The following is a 17,992-nucleotide window of genomic DNA, read 5'->3' on the forward strand; positions in this document are numbered from 1 at the left end:
CCGCGGGCCATCGACGCCTAGCCGGAACCCACCTGAGACCGGGCCAGGAATTCGGTGAAGGTCCGCAGTCCCACCCGCCGTTCGGGGGTCAGGAGGCCGCCCCGCCGCAGCGCCGTGAACGTCGCGCCCGGCAGGGTGAACGGCACGCGCACCCGGCTGCGGCCACTCGCCCACAGATACAGCTCGGCCAGGTCGTGGAAGGTCAGGATCTGCGGGCCGCCCATCTCCGGCACCCGCCCGGCGGGCGGGCCCATGGCCAGCTCGGACAGCCGGGCGGCCACCTCCTCGGCCTCCACCGGCTGCACCGGCACCCCGGCCGGCACGGGCATCAGCGGCGAGCGGGCCATGCCGCGCAGCAGCCGCAGCACCAGATCGTGGAACTGGGTCGTGCGCAGCAGGGTGAAGCCAAGGCCCGACTCCTCGACCAGCCGCTCGACGGCGCGTTTGGCCCCGTAATAGCCGAGGGGCACCCGGTCCACCCCGACGATCGAGATGTAGACCAGATGCCCCACACCGGCCCGTCGCGCCGCCGCGACCAACTGCCGGGCCGCCCGCTCGTCGCCGCGCGGCGCGCTCGCGCAGTGCACGACCGTGTCCACCCCGTCGAGGGCGGCGTCCAGGCCGTCGCCCGTACGCAGATCGACGGGGTACGTCTCGGCGTGCCGGCTCAGCACGCGCACCTCGTGGCCCTCGGCCCGCAGGCGTACGGTCGTCAACCGCCCGAGGGTGCCGGTGCCGCCGGTCACCAGAATCGTGCTCACCCCAGCAGCGTGGCAGAGGGGCGCGGACCCGGCGACGGCAAGGGCCGTGAACCGCCGCCGGGCGTTTCGTGCGGTTCGTACGGGATCAGCAGGCGCCCAGGTCCTGCCACACCCCCCACTCACCGGTGGTGCCGGGCTCCTCGCCCTTCGTCCACCACTTCGCCTTCCATGTGTGCGCCTTGTGGGAGACGGTCGTGCCGCCGCCGTACTCGGCCGCCGCGCTCCACGCGGGGGCCGTGCAGGCGCCCGGGGTCGGGGTGGGCGTCGGGTTCGTCGGGTCAGGGGACGGGCCGGGGTCCGTGCCGGGCTCGACCACCCTCGTGCCGCGCGCCAGGTCGCCGGTGAGGGCGTACTTCTTCCCGCCGACGGTCACGGTCCAGTTCGACGGCGTGGACACCGGCAGGTAGTAGTTGAACGCCAGGTCGACCGAGGCGCCGGGGGCAAGCGACTGCCAGGCCGGGAGCTTCAGGGACACCCGGTGGAAGTCGCCCTTCAGACCGCCCACGTTGCTGCCCGTGTGGTCGCTGCTGATCACCTTCGTGCCGAAGCCGGACTGGTCGGACGCGTTGTTCGGCGCGGCGGTGGCGTAGTCGAACTGGAACTCCGTGCCGCCCGGCAGCGCGGTCTTCGTGTTGTTGGTGATCTTGATCTTGGGGGTCAGCGGGTAGTTGGAGTCGCCCAGCTTGAAGTCGGTGAACTCCACGCCCACGTCCACCGCTTCGGTCGGCAGGGCCGCGTTGGACTTCTTCGCGCCGTACGGACTCGCCGACCTGAACTTGTCGTACATCAGCGTGGTGAGCGTGTCGCCCATCTCGTACTGGCCCTTGGCGGCGTTCCAGTCGTAGTCGCCGGCCATCTCCCAGACCATCGTGCCGCCGATACCGCGGTCGATCACGTAGTCGGCCTTGGCCGCCACCGACTGCTCGTCCTCGGTGGAGAGGAAGACCTTCTTCTCGGCGTTCCACAGCCACGGCGCGACCAGTGTCGAGTCGTACTTACGGGCGTAGGTGCCGGTCAGCCTGGTGTCCGCCGGGAAGCCGTACCGCGTGACGTAGTCGCCGACGACACCCTTCTCCAGGTTCTTGGCGTGCCACATCGGGTTGGAGCCGGCCGGCGACTCCTTGCCCGCCGTGTCCTTGTCGTGCCACAGGTTGTCGATCCCGACGGCGCCGTCACCGCACTTGGTCAGGCCCGCGCCGGCCGGGCAGGTGGCCGCGGGCGCCTTGCCCCACAGTCCGTCCGTGCCGCCCTGCACGTTCTTGAAGCCGCGGGTGTAGTACGGCAGGCCGATGTTGATACGGCCGGCCGGCATCGAGCCACGGAAGTAGTGGTACGCCCAGTCGGTGTTGAGGTAGCCGATCCCGCCGTACTGCTGGCTGCCGTAGACGTTCGCGGCCGCGAGCTCCCCGTCCTTGCCGTCGTCGAAGAGCGAGGCGTTGGGGCCGACGTACTCGTTCCAGGCGCCGTGCAGGTCGTAGGACATGATGTTGACGTAGTCCAGGTACTTCTGGACCTGGAAGGTCTCCATGCCGCGCAGCAGATAGCCGGAGGACGGCGCGGCGACCGTGAGCAGGTAGTGCCTGCCGTCGGCGGCGCCCGCCCGGTCCAGCTTCTCGCGCAGCGTCTTCATCAGCGCGGCGTAGCCCTTGACCAGCCCGGCGCGGCGGCTGTTGGCGAGCTGCCAGTCCAGCGGGTTGCCGGCGTCCTTCATCGTCGTCGGGTATTCGTAGTCGATGTCGACACCGTTGAAGCCGTACTTCTTGACGAACGCGACGGCCGAGTCCGCGAAGGTGTCGATCCCGGCCTGGTTGACCGAACCGTCGGCGTTGGTGGCCATCGAGTAGAAGCCGCCGGAGTTCACCCGGTTGCCGCTGGCGTCGAAGTAGCCGCCGGTCTCGGCCCATCCGCCCACCGAGATCAGCGTCTTGACATCGGGGTGCTGCTTCTTGAATTTGTTCAGCAGATTGAAGTGGCCCTTGTACGGCAGGGCCGGGTCCATCTCGGCGCCCGCGACACCGGGCCAGGTCATCCCGGTGGCGGCGTTGTCCGCGCCGTCGGGGCCCACGGACAGCTTGTTGTCGCCGCCGACGTGCCCGAAGGCGTAATTGATGTGGGTGATCTTGTCCCACGGGATGTTGTTGGCCAGATAGGCGGGCTCGCCGTTCTTTCCGGTGCGCCAGCCCGTGAAGTAGCCGATGACACGGCGCTGGTGGTCCGCGCCCATCTTCTCGCGCCCCTCGGTGTCGTAGACCGAGCAGTACGGCACGTCGACACCGGGTGTCTTGTAGAGGCCGTCGGGGCGACAGCTCTCCTGGTCGGCGGCGTGCGAGACACCGCCGGCGAGCGAGCTGAGCAGCAGTCCGGCGACGGCCGCGCCGGAGGCGAGCAGCGAAGCTCTCGCTCTGGTGGGGGACAACACGATCGGTCCTCCTGGGGATAGGGGAGGGCGGCAAACACAACTGGTCGTGCGGTGGGTCGTGTTGGGCCCAGATGTGCGCACACCTCAGGCCCGTACCTTCGGAGGTGACGCAGAGATTAAGAGGACTAGACCAGTCGGTCAATAGGTCTGGACCAAAGTGGGGCCGATGGAGGGGCCTGTGAGCCAGCCCACAGCCCCTCACCCGCATGGCCGACGCGGCGACGTGGCAGACTGGCCCTGTATCAGCAGCAGCGCACTCCGGGGTCGGTGTAATTCCGAACCGGCGGTATAGTCCGCGACCCGTCCGCAGCCAGCGGCCGGTTGACCAGGTGAAATTCCTGGACCGACGGTGAAAGTCCGGATGGGAGGCAGTGCGCGGCGGGTGACACCCCAGTGGTGTGCCGGCCGTATCGACGCTGGTCGCCGTCATTGGTGACCGGTGGCGGCGGCCTCGGCATCCCCCGTGACGTGTCGTACCCGCTTCTCTGTCGTCATCGACAGCCCCGGAGTCCGTGCCCGAAGAGGCAGGAGGACCCGGTGGCCACAGCGGCCGACATCGACGCCATGCGCCGAGCCATCGCGCTCGCCGCCCGCGGACTCGGCACCACCAGCCCCAACCCCGTCGTCGGCTGCGTCCTCGTCGACGCCACCGGACGGATTGTCGGCGAGGGCCACCACCAGCGCGCCGGCGGACCGCACGCCGAGATCCACGCCCTGCGCGCGGCGGGCGACCGCGCCCGCGGCGCCACCGCCTACGTCACCCTCGAACCCTGCAACCACACCGGCCGCACCGGCCCCTGCGCCCAGGCCTTGATCGAGGCCGGGGTTCGCCGGGTCGTGTACGCGGTCGGCGACCCCAACCCGCAGGCCACGGGCGGAGCGGAGACCCTGCGCGCCGCCGGGACCGAGGTGCTCGGCGGCCTGCTCGCGGACGAGGCCGAGGCGGGCAACATCGCCTGGCTCACCTCCGTACGCCTCGGCCGCCCCTTCGTCCGCTGGAAGTACGCCGCCACCCTCGACGGCCGGATCGCCGCCGCCGACGGCACCAGCCGCTGGATCAGCTCGCCCGAGTCCCGCGCCGACGTCCACCGCCTGCGCGCCGAGGCCGACGCCGTGATCGTCGGCTCGGGCACCGCCCGCGCCGACGACCCGCACCTCGCGGTCCGCGGCATCGAGGGAGCCGTACAGCCCCTGCGGGTCGTCGTCGACACCGACGCCACCGCCGTGAAGCCCGGCGCCCGCGTCCTCGACGACGCGGCCCGCACCGTGATCGCCGTGGCCGACGACATCCCCGTCGAGGACACCGCGCACTTCCCCGAGACCTGGCGGCTGACCCGCGCACCCGGCGGCGGACTCGACATCCCCGAACTCCTCGCGGCGCTCCACCAGCAGGGCGTCCGCTCCGTCCTCCTCGAAGGCGGGCCGACCCTGGCCGGCGCCTTCGTCCGCGCCGGCGCCGTCGACCAGATCGTCGGCTACCTCGCCCCGGCCCTCCTCGGCGCGGGCCCCACCGCCCTCGCCGACGCCGGAATCACCACCATCTCCGATGCGCTGCGCCTCGAAGTGACCGAGGCCGTCCGCATCGGCCCCGACCTGCGAATCACCGCCACCCCCAAGGGAGCCTGAGCGTGTTCACCGGAATCGTCGAAGAACTGGGCGAGGTCACCGCCGTCGAGAAGCTGGCGGACGCCTCCCGCTTCCGCCTGCGCGGCCCCCTGGTCACGGAAGACGCCAAGCACGGCGACTCCATCGCCGTCAACGGTGTCTGTCTCACGGTCGTGGAGGCGGCGGACGGCGAGTTCACCGCCGACGTGATGGCCGAGACGCTGAAGCGCTCCAGCCTCGGCGCACTGGAGCCCGGCTCCCGGGTCAACCTCGAACGCCCGATGGCCGTCGGCGAGCGCCTCGGCGGCCACATCGTGCAGGGCCACGTCGACGGCGTCGGCACCGTCCTGGACCGGACCCCCTCCGAGAACTGGGAGATCGTCAAGATCTCGCTCCCCGCGCAGCTCTCCCGCTACGTCGTCGAGAAGGGCTCGATCACGGTCGACGGCATCAGCCTCACCGTCGTCGACGCCGCGGCCGACCACTTCACGGTCAGCCTCATCCCCACCACCCTCGCCCTGACCACGCTGGGCATCAAGCAGAGCGGCGACCCCGTCAACCTCGAGGTCGACGTCATCGCCAAGTACGTCGAGCGGCTGCTCGGCCCCAACGCCCAGGAGAGCCTCAAGTGAACTGGCTGAACTCCGAGGCGTTCACCGTCCTCGGCCAGCACATCCTGTGGTCCGACATGATCGGCAACACCATCGGACTCATCGCCCTGGCCCTGGGCTGGCGGCGCTCCGTGCTGACCTGGCCGGCCCAGCTGCTCTCCGGTCTGATCCTCGTCGGCGCCTACGCCTCCGCCCACCTCACCGGCGGCGTCGGCAAGCAGGTCCTGGTCATCGGCGTCGCCGCCTGGGGCTGGCACCAGTGGAGCCGCGGCCGACAGCAGGCCCAGGACGGCTCCATCGCCGTCCGCTTCGCCACCTGGAAGGAGCGCGGGCTGCTGCTGGGCGGCGCGGCCCTCGGCACCCTCGCCGTCGGCGGCCTGTTCACCGCGTACCCCTCGCTCTCCTGGAGCCCCTGGGCCGACGCGTACATCTTCGTCGGCACCCTCGTCGCGATGGTCGCCCAGGCCCGCGGACTGGTCGAGTTCTGGTTCGCCTGGCTCCTGGTCGACCTGGTGGGCGTGCCGCTCGCCTTCAACAGCGGCCTCGCCTTCTCCGGCTTCGTCTACGTCATCTACGGCGCGCTTGTCCTGTGGGGTATGCGCGACTGGTGGCTCCGTTCCCGTACGGCTCCGGTTCTGGAAGGAACACCCGCATGAGTTCTCTCTCCCTCTGGGACGCCGACCTCGCCCTCGACCCCGTCGAGCAGGCCATCAGTGACATCGCCGCCGGCCGCCCCGTCGTCGTCGTCGACGACGAGGACCGCGAGAACGAGGGCGACCTCGTCATCGCCGCCGAGAAGGCCACCCCCGAGATCGTCGCCTTCATGATGAGCGAGTGCCGCGGCCTGATCTGCGCGCCCATGGAGGCCGACGAGCTGGAGCGCCTCCAGCTGCCGCAGATGGTCGACCACAACACCGAGTCGATGCGGACCGCGTTCACCGTCTCCGTCGACGCCGGCCCCGCGTACGGAGTCACCACCGGCATCTCCGCCGCCGACCGCGCCACCACCCTGCGGATGCTCGCCGACGGCGCGCACGAGCCCGGCGACTTCGTCCGCCCCGGCCACATCTTCCCGCTGCGCGCCAAGGAAGGCGGCGTCCTGGCCCGCAACGGCCACACCGAGGCCGCCGTCGACCTCGTCCGGCTGGCCGGCCTGCGCCCCGCCGGCGCGATCGTCGAGATCGCCGGCGAGGACGGGGTGATGCTCCGCCTGCCCGAGCTGATCCCCTTCGCCCGCAAGCACGGCCTGACGATCATCTCCATCGAGGACCTGATCGCCTACCGCCGCTCCAGCGAGCCGACCGTCCGCCGCGAGGCCGAGGTCGCCCTGCCCACCGCCCACGGCGACTTCACCGCCTACGGCTACCGGTCCACCGTCGACGGCGTCGAGCACATCGCCCTCGTCCACGGCGACCTCGGCGACGGCGAGGACCTCCTGGTCCGGGTCCACTCCGAGTGCCTGACCGGCGACATCTTCCACTCGCTGCGCTGCGACTGCGGACCCCAGCTCCAGGCCTCCATGGAGCGCATCACCGAAGCCGGCCGAGGCGTCGTGGTCTACCTGCGCGGTCACGAGGGCCGGGGCATCGGGCTGATGTCCAAGCTGCGCGCGTACGAGCTCCAGGAGCGCGGCCGTGACACCCTCGACGCCAACCTGGAGCTCGGCCTGCCCGCCGACGCCCGGGACTACGCGGCCGGCGCCCAGATCCTCGTCGACCTCGGCGTCCGCAGCCTGCGGCTGATGACCAACAACCCCGAGAAGACCGCCGCACTGGTCAGGCACGGACTGAAGATCCAGGGGCGCGAGCCCATGCCCGTCCAGGCCGGCGAACACAACCTCCGGTACCTGCGCACCAAGCGCGACCGGATGGGGCACGACCTGCCGTGGCTCGATGCCTCCAAGGCATCCACCTGCGGCAACCAGTAAGTCAGAGCGTTCAAGGACCGAGGAGAGAAATGAGCGGCAAGGGCGCACCCGTCCTCAGCGTGAAGAACTGCGGCGACCTCCGGGTCGCCGTGATCGCGGCACAGTGGCACGAGAAGATCATGGACGGTCTCGTCGACGGCGCCCTGCGCGCCCTGCATGAGCTCGGCATCGACGAGCCCACGCTGCTGCGTGTCCCCGGCAGCTTCGAACTGCCGGTGGTGGCGAAGGTGCTCGCCGGACGCGGTTACGATGCCATCGTCGCGCTCGGCGTCGTCATCCGGGGCGGTACCCCGCACTTCGAGTATGTGTGCCAGGGCGTGACCAACGGCCTCACCCGGGTCTCCATCGACACCGGCGTACCCGTCGGCTTCGGCGTGCTGACCTGCGACAACGAGGAGCAGGCGCTGGACCGCGCCGGCCTCGAGGGCTCCACCGAGGACAAGGGGCACGAGGCGGTCACCGCCGCCGTCGCCACCGCGACCACGCTGCGCACGGTCAGCGAACCCTGGCGCTGAGTTCCCACCCGTCGCCCGGCCACCACCCCTCATTGGAGGCGCTGCGCGCCCGCCCCTTCACACCCCGTACTCTTAGGACCATCATGGCGAACAAAACCTTCGAAGAGCTCTTCGCCGAGCTCCAGCTCAAGGCCGCGAACGGCGACCCGGCCACCTCCCGCACCGCGGAACTGGTGGACAAGGGCGTCCATGCGATCGGCAAGAAGGTCGTCGAAGAGGCCGCCGAGGTCTGGATGGCCGCCGAGTACGAGGGCAAGGAAGCCGCCGCCGAGGAGATCTCGCAGCTGCTGTACCACGTCCAGGTGATGATGGTCGCCCGCGGGATCTCGCTCGACGACGTCTACGCCCACCTCTGAGCACCCACCCACTCCCCAGAAGACTCCCAGGCAAAGGAAGCTCATCCCATGCTGCGCATCGCCGTCCCCAACAAGGGTTCCCTCTCCGGACCTGCGTCGGAGATGCTCCATGAGGCCGGCTACCGCCAGCGCAAGGAGTCCAAGGAACTGGTCGTCATCGACCCCGACAACGAGGTCGAGTTCTTCTACCTGCGGCCGAAGGACATCGCGATCTACGTCGCCTCCGGCAAGCTCGACATCGGCATCACCGGCCGTGACCTGCTGCTGGACTCCGGCGCCAACGCGGAGGAGATCCTCCCGCTGAACTTCGGCCGCTCCACGTTCCGCTATGCCACCCGCCCGGGCACCGCCAAGGGCCCCGCGGACTTCGGCGGGATGACCATCGCGACCTCGTACGAGGGCATCGTCGCCAAGCACCTCGCCGATCAGGGCATCGACGCCTCCGTCGTCCACCTGGACGGCGCCGTCGAGACCGCCATCCAGCTGGGCGTCGCCGAGATCATCGCCGACGTGGTGGAGACCGGCACCTCGCTGCGCAACGCCGGCCTCGAGGTCATCGGCGAGCCGATCCTCAAGTCCGAGGCCGTCGTCGTGCGCCGTGCCGGCGCGGTCGCCGACGACCCGCAGGTCCAGCAGTTCCTGCGCCGCCTCCAGGGCGTCCTCGTCGCCCGCAGCTACGTGATGATGGATTACGACTGCCGCGCCGAACACCTGGAGCAGGCTGTCGCCCTCACCCCCGGGCTCGAGTCGCCTACGATCTCCCCCCTGCACAACGAGGGCTGGGTCGCCGTCCGCGCCATGGTCCCGGCCAAGGACGCGCAGCGGATCATGGACGATCTGTACGCGCTCGGCGCCCGCGCCATCCTGACGACGGCCATCCACGCCTGCCGCCTCTGAAGGCCCGAAGGAACCGCACCGCCGATGTCTGCCGAAGTCCCGCTGCCCTCCCTGCCGGTCACGTTCCGGCCGACCCGCACCCGGGTCGTCCTGCTGACCGTGGGGACGGCGATGTTCGTCGTCCTGACCGCCGTCGCGCTGATGCTGGAGAGGCTCGGCCCGGGGGAGCGCGTCAGCTTCGTCTTCACCGCCGCGCTCTTCCTCGGCGTCCTGACGATGCTGAGCCGCCCCAAGGTCGTCGCCGACGACACCGGGGTCACCGTCGTCAACATCACCCGGACGCGCCGACTGGCCTGGGCGGAAATCCTCCGGGTCAACCTCCGGCCCGGAGACCCCTGGGTCTTCCTCGACCTGAGCGACGGCACGAGCCTGCCCGCACTGGGCATCCAGCCCGGTGTGGCCAAGCAGCAGGCCATCCGCGACGCCCGCGCGCTGCGGGCCCTCGCGGACAGCCGCGGGACCGGCGCGGAAGGCGCCTGAGTCCCCCGGACGGCCGCCGCCCCCTGCCGGGGGTGGCTCCCGCGTGATTACTCTTGGGGCGGCGGCGCCGAGTGCGCCGCCGCTCCGCACCATCCGGCCACGCCACACGGCCCGCGGGGCACCTGCGACCCGAGGAGTGACTCCCTCCGGCAATGGACGGATCGTCCGGTAGTACCCGCGCCGCCCCCTCCCTGGAGGCGGCGGCATGATCGTCTCCCTGCTGCTGCTCACCGCGGCATTCCTTCTCATCCTGGCCAACGGCTTCTTCGTGGCCGCCGAGTTCGGACTCGTCACCGTCGAGAAGGCGGACGCCGAACGGGCCGCCGCGAGCGGCGACCGCCGCGCCCGCGGTGTCGTACGCGCCCTGCGCGAGCTGTCGTTCCAGCTCTCCGGCACCCAGCTCGGCATCACCCTCACCTCGCTCGTCATCGGCATGCTGGCCCAGCCCGCGCTCTCCGGTCTCCTCGACGGGCCGCTGACCGCCGCCGGTCTGCCCCACGGCGCCGTCTCCGGCATCGCGGTGGTGGTGGGCATGCTGCTCGCCTCCGCCGTGCAGATGGTGATCGGCGAACTCGTCCCCAAGAACTGGGCGGTCTCCCGGCCGCTCCAGGTCGCGAGGTTCGTCGCCGGACCGCAAGCCCTCTTCTCGACCGTCTTCCGGCCGGTCATCACCCTGCTCAACGCGGTCGCCAACCAGCTCGTCCGCCTCCTGGGCGTGGAGCCCGCCGAGGAGCTGGCCTCCGCCCGTACCCCCGGCGAGCTGGTCTCCCTGGCCCGACACTCGGCCCTGGCGGGCGCCCTGGAACAGGACACCGCCGACCTCTTCGTGCGGACCCTCACCCTCGGCGGGCTCACCGCCCGGGACGTCATGACCCCCCGGGTCAAGGTCAGCGCCCTCCAGTGGGACGCGACGGCCGCCGACGTCCTCAACCTCACCCGGGCCACCGGTCTGTCGCGTTTCCCGGTGTACCGGACCCGGATCGACGAGATCACCGGCATGGTCCACCTCAAGGACGCGCTCGCCGTCCCCCGGCCCGAACGCTCCCGCGTCCCGGCCGGCCGGATCGCCGTCCCGCCGCTGCTCGTCCCCGAGACCCTGCCCGCGCAGGCGCTCCTGGACCGGCTCCGCCGCGAGCAGCCGATCGCCGTCGTCGTCGACGAGTACGGCGGGACGGCCGGAGTGGTGACCCTGGAGGACATCGTCGAGGAGCTCGTCGGCGAGGTACGCGACGAGCACGACACGGACGGCGATGCCCGCCCCGAGCTGGCCCCGGTCGCCGCCGAGGACGGCCGGCCCGCGTGGGAGGCCGACGGCAGCTGCCGCGTGCACACCCTGCGCCGGATAGGACTCGACGTGCCCGACGGGCCGTACGAGACCGTCGCCGGACTCGTCGCCGATCTGCTCGGCCGGATCCCCGCCCCCGGGGACCGCGCCGAACTCCCGGGCTGGCGGCTGTCCGTCCGGCAGGTCGAGCGCTACCGCGCCGACCGCGTCCGCCTTGTGCGCACGGACAGCGGAGCCACCCGGACCGCCGACATCGCGGAGGCCGTCCGATGAGCCTTCTCCAACTGCTCTTCGCCGCCCTGCTGGTCCTCGGCAACGGATTCTTCGTGGGCGCCGAGTTCGCCCTCGTCTCCGTACGCCGTAGCCAGATCGAACCGCTCGGCACCGCCCGGGCCCGCCAAGTCCTCCACGGCCTGGAGAACCTGCCGCAGATGATGGCCGCCGCGCAGTTCGGCATCACCGTCTGCTCCCTCACCCTCGGCGCGGTCGCCGAGCCGACAGTTGCCCACCTGCTGGAACCGGTCTTCCACGCTGCCCGCGTCCCCGAGGGCCTGGTTCACCCGCTGGGCTTCGTCATCGCCCTCGCGGTGGTCGTCTTCCTCCACCTCGTCATCGGCGAGATGGTCCCGAAGAACCTGGCCATGGCGGCCCCCGAGCGGACGGCGCTGCTCCTGAGCCCCGGCCTGGTGGCCTTTGCCCGGATCTGCCGGCCGGTCACCCGGGGTCTGGACGCCTGCGCCCGGCAGATCCTGAGGCTCTTCCGGGTCGAGCCCAAGGACGAGGTGGAGGCCGTCTTCACCAGCGACCAGCTCGGCAAGCTCGTCGAGGACGCCGGTCTTGCCGGACTGCTCGACCCGGCGGAGCAGGAGCGCCTGGAGGACGCGCTGGAGCTGGGCAGCCGCCCGGTCACCGACGTCCTCATTCCCCGCGCCGCGCTGGTGACCGTGGCGCCCACGGTCACGCCCCGGCTGGTGGAGGAGCTGACCGTACGCACCGGCTTCTCCCGCTTCCCGGTGTGCGCCGAAGGCGGCGGCCGGTTCATGGGGTTCGTGCACGTCAAGGACGTGCTGGACCTTGAGGACGGCGAACGGGCCGTCCCGCAGCACCTCTGGCGGCCCATGGCGACCGTACGGGCCGAGCTGCCGCTCGACGACGCGCTGGCCGTGATGCGGCGCGCGGCGACCCATCTCGCCCAGGTCGCCGACGCGTCGGGGCGGGTGCTCGGTCTCGTCGCCCTGGAGGACGTCCTGGAGACCCTGGTCGGCGAGGTACGGGACCCCTCCCACCGCGTGGTCGCGCCGCCTGCGGCCACCGTCGCGGAGCCCCGCCCGGCGCCGCAGCCGGGCGTGCTCACCCACTGAGTCCGTCGGGCCCGCCCGGTTCACATACCGGGCGGGTCCTGCGGCCCCCGGTCCACCGGGCCGCGGCCCGACAGGACCTCGCCGTAGGCCTGCATCAGATCCGGCAGCCGCAGCGTGGCCAGATCGTCCCGGGTCGGGGTCAGCGCGAAGCCGGACAGCCGCAGATCGCGGTAGGCGCAGGACTTCTCGTAGAGCGTGCGCAGAAACCGCCCGTTGCCCAGCTCGTCGATCCACCCCTGGTCCACCACATGGCCGCTGATCGAGCGCAGCTCGTCGAGCGCCTCCTCGTCCCACACGTCGCCGTTCTCGGCGGCGAGCACCTCCCCGATCGCGGTGAGTTCGAGCGGGCGGTACGAGGGGAAGTCGACGCGGGTCGTGAAACGGGAGGACAGTCCCGGGTTGGTGGCCAGGAGCCGGTCCATGCCCTCGGGGTAGCCGGCGAGGATCACCACCAGATGGTCGCGGTTGTCCTCGGCGCGCTTGAGCAGCACCTGCAGCGCCTCGTCGCCGTACGCGTCGCCCTTGGTGTAGCCGGAGTTGGACAGGGCGTACGCCTCGTCGACGAAGAGCACGCCTCCGAGCGCCGAGTCGATCAGCTCGTTGGCCTTCACCGCGGTCTGGCCGAGGAACTCGCCGACCAGATCGGCCCGCTGGGCCTCCACGAGATGGTCGCCGCCGAGGAGTCCGAGGGCGTAGAAGACCCGGCCGAGAATCCGGGCCACCGTGGTCTTCCCGGTGCCAGAGGGGCCGGAGAAAACAAAGTGACGTTTCGGCGGCTGGACGGGCAGCCCCTGGCTCGCCCGCAGCCGCGCCATCTCCAGCTGCGCGGAGAGCGCCTTCACCTGCCGCTTCACCGGTTCGAGACCCACCATCCGCTCCAGCTCGGCGAGGGCCGCCGCCAGCAGGACGGGGTCGGTCGCGCTCGCCGGGAAGCGCGGCGGCGCGGGCTGGACGGGGATCCCCGCCTTCTCCCGTACCCGGTCCGGCGGGGCCGGCGGACCGGGGTTCTGGGCGGGCTGCTGCGGCGGGGTCTCCGGCCCGAGCCGCAGGCCCTCGCCGGGCGAGACGTCCGGGCCGTCCTGGGCGTCGGCCGTGTCCTGGCCGAGCCCGCCGAGGGAGACCGCGGCGAGGCCCGCAGGGTCGTCGGTGCCGTCGAAGCCGTCGTACTCGGTGATCGCGGCGAGCCGGGCGGAGGTGTCCATGAAGGCCGGATCGACGCGGTGCACCGCGCGGTAGAGCGGCAGGGCGGCGGCGCTGCGGCCGGTGCCCTCGTGGGCGCGGGCCAGCCAGTACCGCAGCTCCTTGCGCTGGGGCTGTTCGCTGCGGCAGCGCATCAGCGCGGCGGACAGCAGCGGCTCGGCCTGCCCGTACATCTCCATACGTACACGTGCCATCCCGCCGAAGAGTCCCGCCTCGATACCCAGCAGGGGGTCGTCGACCAGCGGCTCGGTGTGCCGGACGAGCTGTTCCCAGTCCTTGACCAGATACGCCCGGCAGGCGTGCAGGAAGCGCACATGGGGGTCGGTGTCCACGGGCGGCAGGCCCGCGAGGGCCCGGTCCAGCTCGGGCACATGACGGCCGTCCAGCCAGTGCGAGGCGTGGGCGAGCAGCAGGTCCCGCGGGCTCTCCAGGACGGGCTGGACCCACCAGCCCAGCCAGTACCAGGAGTTCAGTGTCCGGCGGTGGCGGCTGCGCTGTTCGCCGAAGCGCTCGCGGTTGCGGTACATCCGCAGCAGCGCGGTGGTCGTGTCGACCCGCAGCGCGTGGAGTCCGAGCCAGCCGTCGGCCATCGCGGGATCGAGCCGCACCGCGGCCCGGAACTCCTCCTCGGCCTGGGGGTACGCCCCCATCGTGTAGGCGTCGACGCCGCGCAGCCAGGCGAGGTCGGCCGGGGCCTGTGCGCCCTGCGTGCCGATGTCCATCGGGTCCCCCACAAACCGTGCCCCCGTTGCTGTCCCGCCGGGCGGGCGCCCGCCGGAGCCGTACCCAACAGCGTTCTCGTGGACGGGATTTGACCGCACCGGGGGCATCGTACCTGCGCAGGGCGGGTGTGATTAAGGGCCCGGAGGGTGAACGGCGGCAGTGACCGAGGGTGATCGAAAAGTGTGGTACGGCGCCGGGGAAGGGGAGGAAGGGGCAGAACGAAGCCCCCGATCACGGGGGAACAACCGGGGGCTTCGCGTCTGCGGCGGCTCCGAAAAGCCGCACATTGAGAACGTAAGACCTGTACGCCCCGTCGGTCAAGCAGAGTTGAAGGCTTGGCCGAGGGTGAATGCCGACTGGTCAGTACGGAGGCACGAACCCCTCACGGGGAGTGACGGGACGGTCCGCGGACGCGGTCGCAGAAGGCCCCGGCAGCCACTCGTACCCCTCTGGACACTCACGTATCAGCGCATCGGCGTAGGGACGCGAAGGGTCGCCCGCGAAATGGCGGGTCTCCGCCACTGTCCAGCCGTCCCAGAAAGTGGACTGCGCAGGTCCGTCCCGGTGCCGGCCCCGGGCCCAGGACTCCTCGGGGCCGCGCTCCATCCACAGCAGCCGCGCCAGATACGGTCGCAGCGCCCGCCTCCCGGCGCCCACCCCCTCCACCAGGACCACCGGCTCCGCGGGCAGCGCGCGCGGCGGCCCGAAGCGGCGCAGATTCCAGTCGTACGGGTGATAAAGCGCCCGCTCGCCGCGCGACAGCGGCTCGATCACCTCGGCCAGCATCCGGCCGGTCCAGGAGAACAGCTCCTCATGGGTGGCAAGATCGTCGAGCCGGAGCACGGGCGCGCCGCCCAGCGCGGCGGACAGCAGGGTCGCGAAGGTGGACTTGCCCGAACCGGCGTGACCGTCCACGGCGATCAGCCGCACCGGCCCGCACGAGGGGGGCAGGGCGCGCAGCCGGGCGGCCGGACGGTCGAGAGGGTCCATGGCGCCACCCTACGAGGCGCCGCTCTCCAGGGAGCGGACGGTTCCAGTGGTCGAGACCCATATTGGTACGGCGGCACACGGCGAATCGCTGGCACGGGCGCCGTCACAGCCGGGATAGTGAGCCCACGCCCGGCACACCCCATCCATTCCGCAGCGCCGCCGTCCCGACTGGGGGTCACCGCCCATGCCCGAATCCACCCCGCGCAGGACCGTGCTGGCCGCCGCGCTCGCCGCCGTCGCGTCCACCGCCGCCGACCCGGCCGTCGCCGCGACGCGCGCACCGGACCCGGCGCCGCCCGCCCGGCCGCCGGCCCGCACCGGACTGGTGGACAACCGCTTCTGGTCCTCGTACACCGACTGGCGCGGCGGCCACGCGGCCGGCACGCGCGCGGTGGCCGGGCGCCGCCCCGGGATCGCCATCGACTCCCCGCTGGGCCGCACCGATTACACCGACCCGCACACCGGCACCACGGCGTCCTGGGAGTACGCCACCTGGACCTCCCCGCGCCACACCGCCACCGTGCCCGCCACCGAGATCATCGCCTCCTGGAACGCGGACACCCCCGCCGGCACCTGGCTCGCCGTCGAGCTGCGCGGCACCTACCCGGACGGCGGCGAGACACCCTGGTACGTGATGGGCCGCTGGGCCGCCGGCGACGGCGACCTGCGCCGCACCTCCGTCGACGACCAGGGCGACGGCCGCAGCACCGTGTGGACCGACACCCTCGCCGTCGACGATCCGACCGGCGGCCTGCGCCTGGTCGCGTACGAGCTGCGGGTCACGCTCTACCGCGCCCCGGGGACCGCGCTCACCCCGACGGTGTGGCGGGTCGGCGCGATGGCCTCCGACATCCCCGACCGGTTCACCGTCCCCGCGTCGGCCCCCTGCACCGCGCGCGAGCTCACTGTGCCGCGCTACTCGCAGAACACCCACGTCGGCCAGTACCCCGAGTACGACAACGGCGGCGAGGCGTGGTGCAGCCCCACCTCGTCGCAGATGATCGTCGAGTACTGGGGCCGGCGGCCCACCGCTGAGCAGCTGGCCTGGGTGAACCCGGCCTTCGACGACCCGCAGGTCTGCCACGCGGCCCGGTACACCTACGACTACCAGTACGGCGGCTGCGGCAACTGGCCCTTCAACGCCGCCTACGCGGCCACGTACCCGGAGATGAGCGCCGTGGTCACCCGCCTGCGGTCGCTGACCGAGCTGGAGAGCCTGATCCGCGTGGGCATCCCGGTGATCACCTCCCAGTCCTTCCGCAAGGAGGAGCTGACGGGCGCGGGCTACGGCACGGCCGGGCACCTGATGACGGTGATCGGCTTCACCGCGGACGGCGACGTGATCGCCAACGACCCCGCCTCGCCGAACAACGACGCCGTACGCCGGGTCTACCTGCGGCGGGAGTGGGAGAACATCTGGCTGCGGACCAATCGGTACAACGCGAGCGGCAAGGTCGTCTCCGGCACGGGCGGTGTCTGTTACCTCTACTGGCCCGCTGAGCCGGCACCGAGCCAGCGCCGCGTGCTGCGGTCGCTCGGCCTGGTCTGAGCGTGTGGGAGTCGACGGGCCCCAGTTTTGAGACACGGGGAGCCGCTTGATCGGGCGAAACCTCGCGAACCGCGTGCGACGGTGATCACGGGATGCCACAGTCACGCCATGCGCAGTGACGAGGCCGGAGTGAAGGGATCAGTCACCGACCTGGCACAGGAGCGGTGGGGAGTCACGCTGGGCGGAGAGTTCCCGGCGCGGTTCGCGGAGCCGGGGTGGAGCCATGAGGGGACCGTCGACCGCCGCTGTCCCGCGTGCGGTGGCGAACTGCACGCCCTGCGCAGACCGTACGAGTCCCAGGGGCGCACCTACCAGTACACGGCGCTCGTCTGCCCTGTCTGTCCCACTGCCTTCACCCTCTCGGATCTCGGGGTTCAGCGGTACGACCAGCTGACCGAAGCCGTTCCGCTCGCGGCCTGCCCGGACGGGCCGGGGGTCACCGTGACCGCGATCGTCAGGGTTCCGGCGCAGCCGGGGCCGGGCGTGCGCGCGAGCCGGCCGAGGGGCCGGGCGGCTGCTGTGGATGTGTGAGCGCATGGCCACGCCCCCGCTCGTGCCTCGCATGTGGGACGCGGCCCGGGCCCGCGGCATCGACGCGCCCGACTGGAACGGCACGACCCCGCCAGGCGACCGCGCCCTGCCCCCGGACCGCTACCGCGCCCTCCTCGCGGAGCGGGCCACCGGCACGCGCCTCACCCTCCAGGACGACGCGGTCCGGGTATGGGCCCCGCCCGGAGCCGTGATCCGCCTGTGGAACGGTGCGACCACCGCTCTGCACCTCGCCGACGGCGAGGAGACCACGCTGCTCCTGCCGCCCGCCGACCCGGCCGCCCCATCGGCGGGGCGCTGCGGCGCGACCGTCTTCACCCGCGGTGACCGGCTGGCGGGAGGGTGGCTCGGAGAGTACGCGGCGATGCGGGCCTGACCCGGCCGGCCGCGGGCCCGAGATCAACCGGCCGGTGAGGAGGGACGGGCAGTGCCGGGCTCCGGATACGGCACCCGGGCGTCCGGAACTCTCGGCGGAAGCGGAGCCGGATGCGGATCCGGAAGACGAGCCGGAAGCGGCCGCCGGAACCGTCCGGAAACCGGCCGTCGACCTCCTCCCGGCCGGGCCCGCACCGGCGCGCGGGCCATGAGGCGGGGGCGGGGAGCACCCTTCCCGCCCTTCCCGCAGACCACGCCGTGTTCGGGCCCCGCCGGAGCGGGTACTTCCACCCCGTGACGGGAGCCGCCCGATCGGGCATACTCAACCCGCCACAGCCGCTGGTCAGCCACTTCCGTGATCCGGGGAGGCAGCATCGGCGCGTAAGTGA

The 17,992-nt window shown here is 71.8% G+C and carries 17 protein-coding genes and 1 riboswitch; of the genes, 13 read left to right on the forward strand and 4 right to left on the reverse strand.

Annotated features, from left to right (window positions below):
• Positions 1-17 precede the first annotated feature (17 nt).
• Both IEZ01_RS22720 and IEZ01_RS22725 read right to left on the reverse strand, forming a co-directional pair.
• Complete coding sequence (locus IEZ01_RS22720) at positions 18-761, reverse strand: SDR family oxidoreductase (protein ID WP_189203454.1); 744 nt, start codon at positions 759-761, stop codon at positions 18-20.
• An 85-nt stretch (positions 762-846) separates the two neighbouring features.
• Positions 847-3,180: a chitinase C-terminal domain-containing protein gene (locus tag IEZ01_RS22725; protein ID WP_189203455.1), complete on the reverse strand. Its 2,334-nt coding sequence runs from the start codon at positions 3,178-3,180 to the stop codon at positions 847-849.
• 249 nt (positions 3,181-3,429) lie between these two features.
• Positions 3,430-3,559, forward strand: a riboswitch (FMN riboswitch).
• Positions 3,560-3,717: 158 nt separating this feature from the next.
• Between IEZ01_RS22725 and ribD the strand changes: the two genes are divergently transcribed.
• From ribD to IEZ01_RS22775, 10 genes are all read left to right on the forward strand, one after another.
• Positions 3,718-4,806, forward strand: coding sequence for a bifunctional diaminohydroxyphosphoribosylaminopyrimidine deaminase/5-amino-6-(5-phosphoribosylamino)uracil reductase RibD (gene ribD / locus IEZ01_RS22730; protein WP_189203456.1), 1,089 nt, complete (start codon positions 3,718-3,720; stop codon positions 4,804-4,806).
• 2 nt (positions 4,807-4,808) lie between these two features.
• Positions 4,809-5,417, forward strand: coding sequence for a riboflavin synthase (locus tag IEZ01_RS22735; protein WP_189203457.1), 609 nt, complete (start codon positions 4,809-4,811; stop codon positions 5,415-5,417).
• A gap of 56 nt (positions 5,418-5,473) precedes the next feature.
• Positions 5,474-6,052, forward strand: a complete 579-nt coding sequence (locus IEZ01_RS22740) for a nicotinamide mononucleotide transporter family protein (RefSeq protein ID WP_229833166.1) — start codon at positions 5,474-5,476, stop codon at positions 6,050-6,052.
• Positions 6,049-7,323 carry a bifunctional 3,4-dihydroxy-2-butanone-4-phosphate synthase/GTP cyclohydrolase II gene (locus IEZ01_RS22745; RefSeq protein ID WP_189203458.1) on the forward strand — a complete coding sequence of 425 codons (1,275 nt, stop codon included), beginning with the start codon at positions 6,049-6,051 and terminating at the stop codon, positions 7,321-7,323. The genes IEZ01_RS22740 and IEZ01_RS22745 overlap by 4 nt, the downstream gene beginning before the upstream one ends.
• Before the next feature lie 29 nt (positions 7,324-7,352).
• Positions 7,353-7,838 carry a 6,7-dimethyl-8-ribityllumazine synthase gene (ribH, locus tag IEZ01_RS22750; RefSeq protein ID WP_189203459.1) on the forward strand — a complete coding sequence of 162 codons (486 nt, stop codon included), beginning with the start codon at positions 7,353-7,355 and terminating at the stop codon, positions 7,836-7,838.
• Between the two features lie 83 nt (positions 7,839-7,921).
• The gene (locus tag IEZ01_RS22755) at positions 7,922-8,194 is read left to right on the forward strand and encodes a phosphoribosyl-ATP diphosphatase (protein ID WP_019884780.1); all 273 of its coding nucleotides are present in this window, start codon (positions 7,922-7,924) and stop codon (positions 8,192-8,194) included.
• A gap of 48 nt (positions 8,195-8,242) precedes the next feature.
• A complete protein-coding gene (gene hisG, locus IEZ01_RS22760; protein ID WP_019884779.1) occupies positions 8,243-9,091 on the forward strand; it encodes an ATP phosphoribosyltransferase in 849 nt (282 codons plus the stop codon).
• A gap of 24 nt (positions 9,092-9,115) precedes the next feature.
• Positions 9,116-9,571, forward strand: coding sequence for a PH domain-containing protein (locus IEZ01_RS22765; protein WP_019884778.1), 456 nt, complete (start codon positions 9,116-9,118; stop codon positions 9,569-9,571).
• Positions 9,572-9,776: 205 nt separating this feature from the next.
• Entirely contained in the window at positions 9,777-11,129 is a 1,353-nt protein-coding gene (locus tag IEZ01_RS22770; RefSeq protein ID WP_189203461.1) for a hemolysin family protein, read from the forward strand.
• The gene (locus IEZ01_RS22775) at positions 11,126-12,217 is read left to right on the forward strand and encodes a hemolysin family protein (RefSeq protein WP_019884775.1); all 1,092 of its coding nucleotides are present in this window, start codon (positions 11,126-11,128) and stop codon (positions 12,215-12,217) included. The genes IEZ01_RS22770 and IEZ01_RS22775 overlap by 4 nt, the downstream gene beginning before the upstream one ends.
• A 20-nt stretch (positions 12,218-12,237) precedes the next feature.
• Here the strand turns inward: IEZ01_RS22775 and IEZ01_RS22780 are convergent, their stop codons facing one another.
• Together IEZ01_RS22780 and IEZ01_RS22785 are read right to left on the reverse strand one after the other, a co-directional pair.
• Positions 12,238-14,139 carry an AAA family ATPase gene (locus tag IEZ01_RS22780; protein ID WP_189203463.1) on the reverse strand — a complete coding sequence of 634 codons (1,902 nt, stop codon included), beginning with the start codon at positions 14,137-14,139 and terminating at the stop codon, positions 12,238-12,240.
• Positions 14,140-14,500: 361 nt separating this feature from the next.
• The gene (locus tag IEZ01_RS22785; RefSeq protein ID WP_189203465.1) at positions 14,501-15,130 is read right to left on the reverse strand and encodes a uridine kinase family protein; all 630 of its coding nucleotides are present in this window, start codon (positions 15,128-15,130) and stop codon (positions 14,501-14,503) included.
• 184 nt (positions 15,131-15,314) lie between these two features.
• Here IEZ01_RS22785 and IEZ01_RS22790 point away from each other — a divergent pair, with 184 nt between their 5' ends.
• The 3 genes from IEZ01_RS22790 to IEZ01_RS22800 all read left to right on the forward strand — a co-directional run bounded on the left by IEZ01_RS22790 (position 15,315) and on the right by IEZ01_RS22800 (position 17,604).
• The gene (locus tag IEZ01_RS22790; RefSeq protein WP_189203467.1) at positions 15,315-16,679 is read left to right on the forward strand and encodes a C39 family peptidase; all 1,365 of its coding nucleotides are present in this window, start codon (positions 15,315-15,317) and stop codon (positions 16,677-16,679) included.
• Positions 16,680-16,787: 108 nt separating this feature from the next.
• Positions 16,788-17,210 carry a hypothetical protein gene (locus tag IEZ01_RS22795; RefSeq protein WP_158685652.1) on the forward strand — a complete coding sequence of 141 codons (423 nt, stop codon included), beginning with the start codon at positions 16,788-16,790 and terminating at the stop codon, positions 17,208-17,210.
• 4 nt (positions 17,211-17,214) lie between these two features.
• Entirely contained in the window at positions 17,215-17,604 is a 390-nt protein-coding gene (locus tag IEZ01_RS22800) for a hypothetical protein (protein WP_229833164.1), read from the forward strand.
• The last annotated feature ends 388 nt before the right edge of the window (positions 17,605-17,992 follow it).

This window comes from Streptomyces purpureus (assembly GCF_014648195.1).
GTDB classification, from domain to species: domain Bacteria; phylum Actinomycetota; class Actinomycetes; order Streptomycetales; family Streptomycetaceae; genus Streptomyces; species Streptomyces purpureus.